Origin of the sequence: Nonomuraea rhizosphaerae, from assembly GCF_019396405.1 — a bacterium.
GTDB classification, from domain to species: domain Bacteria; phylum Actinomycetota; class Actinomycetes; order Streptosporangiales; family Streptosporangiaceae; genus Nonomuraea; species Nonomuraea rhizosphaerae.
This window is the reverse complement of sequence record NZ_JAHKRL010000155.1, coordinates 1-9,725: the sequence shown is the minus strand read 5'-3', so window position 1 is coordinate 9,725 and position 9,725 is coordinate 1. Positions and strand designations below refer to the sequence as shown.

Sequence of the window (9,725 nt, the reverse complement as noted above, 5' to 3'; positions counted from 1 at the left end):
GGGGACCTCGCCGGTCGGCGGGACGGCGCTGACGCCGAGCGCCAGCCCCCAGCCCAGGGCCAGCGCGACGAGCGTCAGCGAGGTCACGAGTGCGGCCAGCAGGCCCGCGCCCAGCTCGCGCGCCCGGCCGCCCACGCTGATCGCCGACATGGCGCGCTGCTGGTCGGGCTCGGTGTCGAGCAGGCTTCTGACGGCCCAGGCCAGGACCGGGATGATCAGCACGGCGGCGTCCGTGAGCGCCGGGGTCTCCGAGCCCAGCGGGGCGCGGCTGCCGTACAGGATCGCGATCAGCACCAGCATGAGCATCAGCGACTGGTAGACGCGGTGGGAGCGGATGTAGGCCATGAGGCGGAAGAAGGCCAGGGCGATCATGTCAACTCCGCCTCGGCGAGGATCGCCGTCATTCCTGCTCTCCCGTCACGTGGTACCCCTCGGCGCGCATCCGGGCCATGAACGACCTGACCTCGTCCACCGGCAGGTCCACGCGTACGGTCGCCCGCCGCCCCGCCGTCCCCTCCTTGACCTGGCCGTCCATCACGGTCCAGTGGCGGATGGAGGGCAGGTGGCGCAGGCCGCCCTGGTGGTCGCTGACGATCACGATCGCGCCGCCCTCGGACAGCTCCGTGATGATCGACGGCAGGGTCTCACGGGTGTCGGTGTCGAGTCCGGCGAACGGTTCGTCCAGGATGAGCAGTCCCGGGTCGGCCATGAGCGCCTGGGTCAGCCCGACCTTGTGCGCGCTGCCCTTCGACAGCTCGCCGAGCCGCAGGGGGAGCAGGTGCGCCATGCCGAGGCGTTCGGCCCACGGCTCCCAGCGGGCGCCGCCGCGGACGCGGGACATGTGGCGCAGGTAACCGGAGACGGTGAAGGGCTGTTCGAGGGGGAAGCGGTCGGGGGCGAAGCCGACCACGGCGGGACGTTCGGTGATCGTGCCTGACGACGGCCTGGTGAGCCCGGCCAGCAGGCGCAGCAGGGTGGACTTTCCGGCTCCGTTGACGCCTGTGACCTCGACGATGTCGCCCGGTTCGAGGTGGAGATCCACGTCCCCTATGACGGAAGGATCACGTCTTCGGTAACGGAAAGATACGTTCGTCAATCGCATGGTGCGATAACGCTATAGATCAGGTCGCATGGTGACCATAAAGGGCCACACAATATAGGGGCGACCGCCCGAGACCGCAGAAGGAGTGAGCTTGAACCGCTTTCCACGCGTCATGGGTATGCGTTCAGGCTATGACCCCGTCGAGGTGGACGCCCTGATCGGGCGCATCGAGGCGACCTTGGGGCGGGGGCCGCGCGATCTTGAGCCGGTGACGGCCGACGACGTGCGCCGGGCGACGTTCCGGGCCAAGCGCGGGGGCTATCAGGAGACCGCGGTGGACTTCGCGCTGGAGGCCTTCGTGGTGGCGCTGGAGACGCGGACCAAGAGTCCCGTACGGCTGGCGCTGCACGAGCCGACCGGTGAGCTGTTGCGCGAGGAGTGGTTCGAGCAGCAGGCGGCGCGGGTGGAGCGGGTGGCCTTCCGGGCGGGGCGGATGGGCACGGGGTACAACGAGGACGAGATCGACGCCTTCCTGGACCGGATCGTGGCCACGCTGCGGGGCACCACCGACAACCCGGTGACGGCCGAGGACGTGCGGGAGGTCAGGTTCTCGACCGTGTTGCTGCGGCCGGGTTATCTGATCGCGGACGTGGACTCGTTCCTGGCGGGCATCGCCGACGTCCTGCAGCAGCGGGCCTGACCCCCTCTCAGCGAAGGCCCAGGTCTCAGCGGAGGGCCGGGTCTCAGTGAAGGCCCAGGTCTCAGTGAAGAGCCGGGTGGACGAAGCGTTCCGGCGGGATCACGGCGATCGGCACCAGCTCCACCAGCAGCTCCGGCGCCACCAGCCCCGGCACCTGGATGATCACGCTGGCGGGAGCCGACCCGGCGGTGAAGTGCCGCGAGCGCACCCGCTGGATCCCCGGCAGGTCCTCGTGCCGCAGGAAGTAGATCGTCATCGAGACGATGTCGTCCAGCCGGCCGCCGGCGGCGGCGAGGATGAGGCGGACGTTGTCGACGCTCTTCTCCATCTGCGCCTCGATGTCGCCCCGGCCGACCACGTGGCCGTGCTCGTCCCAGGCGACCTGGCCGGTGACGTGGACCACCTTGCCCGGCCCCTGGATGACGCCCTGCGAGAACGCCCTTCCGTTCGGCGCCCAGACCCCGGCGGGGTTGAAGCCGTTGGCCATCAGCGGGCCACCTTCTCCACGACGGCGGGCAGGCCGTGCAGGTCGGGCAGGGTCTCCTGGAGGATCGACGGGTCCGGGGGGCGTTCGCCGCGGCGGTTGATCCAGACGCGGGGGATTCCGAGCCGGTGCGCGGGCTCCATGTCGTGGAAGTAGCTCTGCGCCACGTGCACCCAGGTGTCCGGTTCGTACGCCCGGCTGAACCGGTCGAAGTGGGCGTCCGACGGTTTGTAGGCTTCCACGTCCTCGGCCGTCACGACGGCGTCGAACGGCACGGGCAGCCGCCGCCGTGTCTCGCCGATGATGTCGCGGTCGCAGTTGGTCAGCAACGCCAGGCGCCAGCCGGCCGAGCGCAGGGCCGACAGCTGTGGCTTCACCTCGGGGAAGACGGGCCAGTAGGGGATGGTGGTGGCCAGCACCGACAGGTCGTCCTCGCTCAGCGGGACGCCTTCCTGGGCGCAGGCCCTGCGCAGCGACTCCGTCAGGACCCGCCGGTAGCGCATCTTGGGTGACTCGGTCTGGATGGCGGGCTCGTGCCGGTTGTACGCGGCCAGGATCCGCGCTCCCTGCCCGGGGGCCACCAGCTCGACGCTGGTGGAGATGCCGTGCCGCCAATCGATGAGGGTGCCGAAACAGTCGAACGTTACCCACCGCATGACTCCCATAATGGGCCCATGGCGATCTCTACGCGAGCGATAGAGCCAGGCGATCTCACCCTGGTCACCCAGGTGCTGACCGGCAGTTGGGGCGGTACGACGGTGGTCGCGCTCGGGCGGGGCGAGGTGATCGACGCGGCGGCGCTGCCGGGGTTCGTCGCCTTCGACGGGGACGAACTAGCGGGGGTGGTGACATATGCGTACAAGGAGGGGGCGGTGGAGGTCATCACGATCGACGCGGTCCTGTCCGGCAGGGGCGTCGGGGCGGCGCTGCTCGACGCCGTGAAGGCGATGGCCGTCGAGCTGGGCGCCGGCAAGCTGTGGCTGTCCACCACCAACGACAACACCCACGCGCTGCGCTTCTACCAGCGCTACGGGTTCGACCTGGTGGCGTTGCACCGGCACGGCGTGGACAGGGCGCGCAAGCTCAAGCCCGCCATCCCCCTGGAGTCCGACGGCATCCCCATCAGGCACGAGCTGGAGCTGGAGCTGGCTCTGGAGGCGGCGGGATCCGCTCCCTGAGCAGCGCCACGATCACCGACGTCACCGGCGCGGCCAGGAACGCGCCGGTGATCCCAGCCACCACGCTGCCCGCGGCGATGGCGATGAGGATCACCGCGCCCGGCAGGTCCAGCGCCTTGCCGTAGACCTGCGGCGCCAGCACGTGTCCCTCGATCTGCTGCACGAGCACCGTCACCGCCACCACGGCCAGCGCCACCAGCCAGCCCTTGGCCACGAACGCCACCACGGCCGCCAGCAGCCCCGCCAGGAACGCCCCCACCACCGGCAGGAACGCGCCCACGAACGTCAGCACCGCCAGCGGCAGCGCGATCGGCACGCCCAGCAGCCACAGCGCGATCCCGATGAAGAACCCGTCCACCAGGCCGACGATGGCCACGCCGCGGATGTAGCGGCCCACCACGTTGATCACGATGTGGCCGGCGTCGCGCAGCCGCTCCCTGGAGGAGGCCGGGGTCAGCTCCACGAGCCACTGGAAGAGCCGGTCGCCACCGTGCGTGAAGTACAGGGCCAGGATGACGGCCAGCACCGCGCCGACGACGACCTCGCCCAGGGTCTTGGCCCCGGCCAGCGCGCCGGTCGCGAGCTGCTGGCCCTGCGCCGACACCCACTCCCTGACCTGGGTGATGAGCTGCTGGTCGTCGATCCCGAACCGGGCGGCCAGCGTGTGCATGTCGTCCAGCACGGAGCCCACGCTGGTGTGCATCTCGGCGAAGCCGCTGATCGTGGGCGGCACCAGCAGCGCGAACAGTCCCGCGAACAGCAGCAGCCCGCCCACGGCGACGGCCAGTGTGGCCAGCGCCCTGTTCAGGCCGCGCTCGCGCAGCCATCGCGCCGCCGGGTACAGCAGCGTCGCGATGAAGATCCCGATGATGATCGGGATGACCACCGTGCGCACGACGGACACGCAGTAGAGGATCACCGCCACGACGGCGATCCAGCCCAGCCACTTCCACGGTCTCATCGACGCCCCCTCAGGCCACAACCTGGTGAGGGCCTACCCGATCAGGTGGGGGTGATGTGCGGCCGCTGGTTCGTCTTCTCGGCGGCGTACGCCGTGTGCAGCTCGGAGCCCTCGGCCACGGGCACGTCCCACCACGCCTCGGACGAGGGTGAGTCGATCATCGGGTCGGCGCGCACGTGGATCACCGTCGTCTCCTTCGACGCGCGCGCCGTCTCCAGGGCCTTGCGCAGGTCGGCCAGCGAGTCGGGACGCAGCACGGTGGCGCCCAGGCTGGCCGCGTTCGCGCCGAGGTCCACCGGCAGCGGGCCGCCGTCGCGGTAGGCGTAGGAGGTGCCGAGCCGCCGCGCCCCGACGCTCTCCGACAGACGCCCGATCGAGGCGAAGCCGGAGTTGTCCACCAGCACCACGACCAGCTTGACGCCCTCGGCGACGGCCGTGACCAGCTCCTGGGCCATCATCAGGTACGAGCCGTCGCCCACCATGACGAACACCTCGCGCCGCGGCACGGCCAGCTTGACGCCGACCCCGCCGGCGATCTCGTAGCCCATGCAGGAGTAGCCGTACTCCACGTGGTAGCTGCCCGGACCGCTCGGCCGCCAGAGTTTGTGCAGGTCGCCGGGCATGGATCCGGCCGCGCAGATCACCACGCCGTCGTCGCCGGCCGCGGCGTTGACCGCGCCGATCACCGCGGGCTGCGGCATCGGCAGGCCGTCCAGCGCGTACGCCTCGTCGACGAGCGCGTCCCAGGCCCCCGACAGCTCGGCGGCGTGGGAACGGTAGGCCTCGTCGGTGGCCCAGCCCTCGCAGGCGGCGCCCAGCTCCGCGAGGCCCTCGCGGGCGTCGGCGACGACCTGGTGGCCGGAGAGCTTGGCGGCGTCGAAGCCGGTGATGTTGAGGTTCACGAAACGGGTGTCCGGCCCGAAGAGCGAGCGCGAGGCCGTGGTGAAGTCGCTGTAGCGGGTGCCGACGCCGATGATCAGGTCCGCCTCGCGGGCCAGCGCGTTGGCCGCCGTGGTGCCGGTCGCGCCGACCGCGCCCATGGCGAGCGGGTGCCCGTGCGGCAGCGCGCCCTTGCCCGCCTGCGTCTCGGCGACGGGGATCCCGTGCGCCTCGGCGAAGGCGCGCAGCTCGTCCGTCGCCTCGCTGTAGATCGCGCCGCCACCGGCGACGATCAGCGGCCGGGCCGACGCCTTGATCAGCTCGGCCGCCCGGGTGAGGGCGGCCCGCTCGGGGCGGGGGCGCGCGATGTGCCAGACGCGGCGCTCGAACAGCTCCTCCGGCCAGTCGTGCGCCTCGGCCTGGACGTCCTGTGGCAGCGCCAGCGTCACCGCGCCCGTCTCGGCCGGGTCGGTGAGCACCCGCATGGCGGCCAGCAGCGCCGACGGGAGCTGCTCGGGCCGGTTGACCCGGTCCCAGTAGCGCGAGACCGGCTTGAAGCAGTCGTTGACCGAGATGTCGTACGAGCGCGCGTCCTCCAGCTCCTGGAGCACCGGGTTGGCGACACGGGTGGAGAACACGTCGCCGGGCAGCAGCAGCACCGGCAGCCGGTTGATCGTCGCGCCGGCCGCACCGGTGATCATGTTCGTCGCGCCGGGGCCGATCGAGGTGGTGCAGGCCAGGGTGGACAGGCGGTTACCGGCCCGCGCGTACGCGGCGGCGGTGTGCACCATCGCCTGCTCGTTGCGGCTCAGATGGTAGGGCAGGTCCTCGTCGGAGGTGGCCAGGGCCTGGCCGAGCCCGGCCACGTTGCCGTGGCCGAAGATGCCGAAGACGCCGCCGAACAGCTTGTGCTCCACGCCGTCGCGCTCGCTCCACTGGTGCGCCAGGAAGCGCACCACGGCCTGGGCGACGGTCAAGCGGGTCATGAGGTCCTCCCGAACGGCAGCCGAGGGTCGATGGCCTGGCCGTCCCAGGTGGAGCGGATCCAGGCGTGGCGCGGGTCATCGCAGAACGCCATGGACCGCTCGCCGGCGGGACCGGCCAGGACGTTCAGGTAGTACAGGTCGTAGCCGGGCGCGGCCATGGACGGGCCGTGGTAACCGTAGGGGACCAGCACCACGTCACCGGAGGACACCTCCGCCAGCGTGTCGATCTGGCCCCGCTCGGAGGTGTAGACGCGCTGGTAGCCGAGCCCCTCGCCGGCCACCTCGAAGTAGTAGACCTCCTCCAGCACCGCCTCCCCCTCGTGCGGGGTGTCGTGCTTGTGCGGGGGATAGGAGGACCAGTTGCCGCCGGGGGTGAGCACCTCGACGGCCACGAGCTTGTCGCAGTCGAAGACCTCGGGGGCGCAGAAGTTGTTCACCTGGCGGCTGGCCTGGCCGGCGCCTCTGATCTCGACCGGGACGTCCGACGCCGGCACGTACCGGGGCTCCAGCCGCCGCGTGGCGCGGGCGGACGGGAAGGCGATCCGCCCGACCCCCTCCACCGTCACATCCGTAGAAATCGGGATATAGGCGAAATCGGAGGGGTCGTCGAACACCGACTCCCGCCCCGTCAGCGTGAAGGCGTGCGACCCGACGTCGACCGTGCACGAGCCCGACAGCGGCAGGACCAGCATCTCCTCCTCGCCGGTGTGGAAGGAGACGGGATCCGAGCCGAGGTCCGCGACCCGCAGGCCCGAGTAGGTCCACCCGGCCAGGGAGGGCGTGATCTCCACCGACCACGGCCCGCTGGCCGTCTTGCCGTACGGAAGGTATGTCATGGGCGGGCCTCTCCAACCAGTGCGGCCGCGCCGTCCACGGCGGCGGCGACGTCGTCGTCCGGAGGGTAGAGCAGCGCGCGACCGACGACGAGACCCCGCACGCCGGGCAGCCGCAGCGCGCGGTCCCAGTCGGCGTGGGCCGCGTCGATGTCCGGCGGGTCGCCGCCGAGCAGCAGCGCGGGCAGCGTGGTGGCGGCCATGACCTGCTCCATCTCGGCGATCGCCGGGATCTTCAGCCAGGTGTAGGCGGAGGTGGTGCCCAGGGCCTGGGCGACGCTGATCGCCTTGATCACCGCCTCCGGCGACAGGTCGTTGCGCAGCGCGCCCGACTCCGTGCGCCGGGACCAGAACGGCTCGACCATCGCCATCAGCCGGCGGCCGGCCAGGTCGCTCACCGCGCGGGCGCACGACTCCAGCGTGGTCACCGTCGCGTGGTCGTCGGGGTCGATGCGGCACAGCATCTTGCCGCCGTCCAGGCGCATCGCCTCGATCGAGGCCGCGTCGAAGCCGGTGAAGCGGTCGTCGGCCTCGAACACCGAGCCCAGCAGGCCGCCCCGGTTCATCGAGCCGAAGGCCAGCTTCTCCTCCAGCGCGCCGAGCAGCAGCAGATCCTCCAGCACGTCGGGCGAGGCCAGGACGCCGTCCACGCCGGGCCTGGCCAGGGCGGTCCGCAGCCGGTCGAGCAGGTCGGCGCGGCTGGCCATGGCCAGCGGCCGGTCCCGCACGCCCAGCGCGCCGCGCGCCGTGTGGTCGGCGGCGATGATCAGCAGGCGCTCGCCCTCGGCGGGCAGCCCCCGCCGCTGCCGCCGCGCCGCCGCGGCGGGGATCTCCTCCGGCCTGCTGGCGCGGATCCGGGTCAGGTGCTCGTAGCGGGCTGCCCTGGGCAGTGTGACGTCGCTCATAGGAGTGCCAGCACCTCGTCAGTCGTGGGCATCGCGTCGGCGCAGGCCAGCCGGGCGGCGACGTGCGCGCCCGCGGCGTTGGCGAAGCGGATCGTACGCTCCAGCGGCCAGCCGCGCAGCAGCCCGGTGGCCAGGGCCCCGCCGAACGCGTCACCGGCGCCGAGTCCGTTGACCACGTCGATCTTGACCGGCGGCGCCACGGTCTGCTCCTCACGGCTGCGGGCGAGCACGCCCTCCGGGCCCATCTTCACGACCGCCACCCGTACCCCCGCCTCCAGCAGGGCCTGCGCGGCGGCCTCCGGGTCGCGGGTGCCGACCGCGACCTCCACCTCGTCGAGGTTGCCGACCGCCACGTTCGCCTTCGGCAGCGCCTCGCGGTAGACCCGCTCGGCGGCCCCGGGCTCCTTCCACAGCATCGGCCGCCAGTCCATGTCGAACACGGTCAGCCCCGACGTGCGGGCCTCCAGCGCGGCGAAGTGGGCGGCCCGGCTGGGCTCCTGGCTCAGGCCGGTGCCGGTGAACCAGAACATGGCCGCCTCGCGGACGGCGGCCAGGTCCAGCGACTCCGGGGTGACCCGCAGGTCCGGGGGATGCTCGCCGCGGTAGAAGTAGATCGGGAAGTGGTCGGGCGGGAAGATCTCGCAGAACGTCACCGGCGTGCTCGGGCCCTCGATCGTGGCCACGAAGGCGTCGTCCACGCCGAAGCCGCGGATGGCCTCACGTACGTACTCGCCGAAGGGGTCGGCTCCCACCGCGGTGATCACGGCGGCGCGCAGCCCGTGGCGCGAGGCCGCGACAGCGACGTTCGTCGCGCTGCCGCCGAGGAACTTGCCGAAGGTCTCGACGTGGGCCAGCCCCACGCCGGTCTGCAGCGGATAGATGTCGACGCCGCAGCGGCCGAACGTGATCAGGTCGTACAACGCACCTCCAGTGACGGACCCTGCCCAACACTATGGCATATTGTCATGACATGCGGATGTCCACTATGTTGCCGATTGTCCGAGGCTCGGACGATTGCGAGTTCATGACACCCTCGCGTGACAAAGGTGCAGCATGTGGCACACTTTCCGTAATATCGGCGGCCCTTTACGTCATATGGATGTCATGACATATTGGCCCCCGGTCATCTCGTGAAGGATGGTGTTGCATGGCATTGCGGAAAAGGTCGGCGAGTGTGGTCGCGGTTCTCGCCGCGTCCGCGATGGGGCTCGCCGCGTGCGGCCAGTCGTCCGGCGGCGGCGGTGACACGATCGAGCTGACGATCGCGCAGAACGCCATCGCGGGCGGCAAGAACGCGGCGGCGGCCGACTTCGTCGCCAACTGGGTGATCCCCAAGTTCGAGGCGGCCGAAAAGGCGAAGGGGAAGGACGTCAAGGTCAAGTTCGTCCCCAGCGGCGTCGACGACGAGCAGTACAAGACCAAGCTCTCCCTGGACCTGAAGTCAGGCAAGGGCGCGGACGTGATCGACATCGACGGCATCTGGGCGGGTGAGTTCGCCGAGGCGGGCTACATCAAGCCGCTGTCCGACGTCGTCGGGGCCGGCGCGGACAGCTGGGAGGGCTGGAGCCAGATCCCCGAGTCCGTCCAGGGCCTGGCCACCTTCAACGACAAGAAGTACGCGCTGCCCGTCGGCACCGACGGCCGGGTGCTCTACTTCAACAAGACGCTGTTCCAGAAGGCCGGGCTGCCCGCCGACTGGCAGCCGAAGAGCTGGCAGGAGGTCCTCGACGCGGGGACCAAGCTCAAGGGCGCGGGCG

At 71.1% G+C, this 9,725-nt stretch carries 12 protein-coding genes; 3 read left to right on the top strand and 9 right to left on the bottom strand.

What is annotated here, in order from left to right; all coding sequences use genetic code 11:
- Both KME77_RS07670 and KME77_RS07665 read right to left on the bottom strand, forming a co-directional pair.
- On the bottom strand, positions 1-372 hold a 372-nt coding region (locus tag KME77_RS07670), incomplete at its 3' end, for a hypothetical protein (RefSeq protein ID WP_219463383.1).
- Positions 373-400: 28 nt separating this feature from the next.
- Positions 401-1,042 carry an ABC transporter ATP-binding protein gene (locus KME77_RS07665; RefSeq protein ID WP_308250604.1) on the bottom strand — a complete coding sequence of 214 codons (642 nt, stop codon included), beginning with the start codon at positions 1,040-1,042 and terminating at the stop codon, positions 401-403.
- 178 nt (positions 1,043-1,220) lie between these two features.
- Between KME77_RS07665 and KME77_RS07660 the strand changes: the two genes are divergently transcribed.
- Entirely contained in the window at positions 1,221-1,742 is a 522-nt protein-coding gene (locus KME77_RS07660) for a DivIVA domain-containing protein (protein WP_219463379.1), read from the top strand.
- Between the two features lie 61 nt (positions 1,743-1,803).
- Here KME77_RS07660 and KME77_RS07655 read toward each other — a convergent pair whose 3' ends face one another.
- Together KME77_RS07655 and KME77_RS07650 are read right to left on the bottom strand one after the other, a co-directional pair.
- Complete coding sequence (locus KME77_RS07655; RefSeq protein ID WP_219463377.1) at positions 1,804-2,229, bottom strand: RidA family protein; 426 nt, start codon at positions 2,227-2,229, stop codon at positions 1,804-1,806.
- Entirely contained in the window at positions 2,229-2,882 is a 654-nt protein-coding gene (locus tag KME77_RS07650) for an HAD family hydrolase (RefSeq protein ID WP_219463374.1), read from the bottom strand. The genes KME77_RS07655 and KME77_RS07650 overlap by 1 nt, the downstream gene beginning before the upstream one ends.
- 18 nt (positions 2,883-2,900) lie before the next feature.
- Between KME77_RS07650 and KME77_RS07645 the strand changes: the two genes are divergently transcribed.
- Positions 2,901-3,404 carry a GNAT family N-acetyltransferase gene (locus KME77_RS07645; RefSeq protein WP_219463372.1) on the top strand — a complete coding sequence of 168 codons (504 nt, stop codon included), beginning with the start codon at positions 2,901-2,903 and terminating at the stop codon, positions 3,402-3,404.
- On the opposite strand, the gene KME77_RS07640 is transcribed toward KME77_RS07645, so the two are convergent.
- Genes KME77_RS07640 through iolC form a run of 5 tightly spaced genes read right to left on the bottom strand, consistent with a single transcriptional unit; the run spans position 3,349 to position 8,888 of the window.
- Positions 3,349-4,365, bottom strand: a complete 1,017-nt coding sequence (locus tag KME77_RS07640) for an AI-2E family transporter (RefSeq protein ID WP_219463370.1) — start codon at positions 4,363-4,365, stop codon at positions 3,349-3,351. The two genes, KME77_RS07645 and KME77_RS07640, sit on opposite strands and share 56 nt — an antisense overlap.
- 41 nt (positions 4,366-4,406) lie before the next feature.
- Positions 4,407-6,230, bottom strand: coding sequence for a 3D-(3,5/4)-trihydroxycyclohexane-1,2-dione acylhydrolase (decyclizing) (iolD, locus tag KME77_RS07635; protein ID WP_219463368.1), 1,824 nt, complete (start codon positions 6,228-6,230; stop codon positions 4,407-4,409).
- The gene (gene iolB, locus KME77_RS07630) at positions 6,227-7,066 is read right to left on the bottom strand and encodes a 5-deoxy-glucuronate isomerase (RefSeq protein WP_219463366.1); all 840 of its coding nucleotides are present in this window, start codon (positions 7,064-7,066) and stop codon (positions 6,227-6,229) included. The genes iolD and iolB overlap by 4 nt, the downstream gene beginning before the upstream one ends.
- A complete protein-coding gene (locus KME77_RS07625) occupies positions 7,063-7,968 on the bottom strand; it encodes a Cgl0159 family (beta/alpha)8-fold protein (RefSeq protein WP_219463363.1) in 906 nt (301 codons plus the stop codon). Before KME77_RS07625 ends, iolB begins: the two co-directional genes overlap by 4 nt.
- Complete coding sequence (gene iolC, locus KME77_RS07620) at positions 7,965-8,888, bottom strand: 5-dehydro-2-deoxygluconokinase (protein WP_219463362.1); 924 nt, start codon at positions 8,886-8,888, stop codon at positions 7,965-7,967. The genes KME77_RS07625 and iolC overlap by 4 nt, the downstream gene beginning before the upstream one ends.
- A 227-nt stretch (positions 8,889-9,115) precedes the next feature.
- Between iolC and KME77_RS07615 the strand changes: the two genes are divergently transcribed.
- Positions 9,116-9,725, top strand: a 610-nt coding sequence (locus KME77_RS07615) for an ABC transporter substrate-binding protein (protein WP_246609384.1), incomplete at its 3' end; no start/stop codon positions are given.

What these genes read in the sequence shown, in the direction of transcription:
- KME77_RS07660 (WP_219463379.1), top strand. Translation starts at nt 1,221, where the DNA reads ATGCGTTCAGGCTATGACCCCGTCGAGGTGGACGCCCTGATCGGGCGC.
- KME77_RS07655 (WP_219463377.1), bottom strand. Translation starts at nt 2,229, where the DNA reads ATGGCCAACGGCTTCAACCCCGCCGGGGTCTGGGCGCCGAACGGAAGG.
- KME77_RS07650 (WP_219463374.1), bottom strand. Translation starts at nt 2,882, where the DNA reads ATGCGGTGGGTAACGTTCGACTGTTTCGGCACCCTCATCGATTGGCGG.
- KME77_RS07645 (WP_219463372.1), top strand. Translation starts at nt 2,901, where the DNA reads ATGGCGATCTCTACGCGAGCGATAGAGCCAGGCGATCTCACCCTGGTC.
- KME77_RS07640 (WP_219463370.1), bottom strand. Translation starts at nt 4,365, where the DNA reads ATGAGACCGTGGAAGTGGCTGGGCTGGATCGCCGTCGTGGCGGTGATC.
- iolD (WP_219463368.1), bottom strand. Translation starts at nt 6,230, where the DNA reads ATGACCCGCTTGACCGTCGCCCAGGCCGTGGTGCGCTTCCTGGCGCAC.
- iolB (WP_219463366.1), bottom strand. Translation starts at nt 7,066, where the DNA reads ATGACATACCTTCCGTACGGCAAGACGGCCAGCGGGCCGTGGTCGGTG.
- KME77_RS07625 (WP_219463363.1), bottom strand. Translation starts at nt 7,968, where the DNA reads ATGAGCGACGTCACACTGCCCAGGGCAGCCCGCTACGAGCACCTGACC.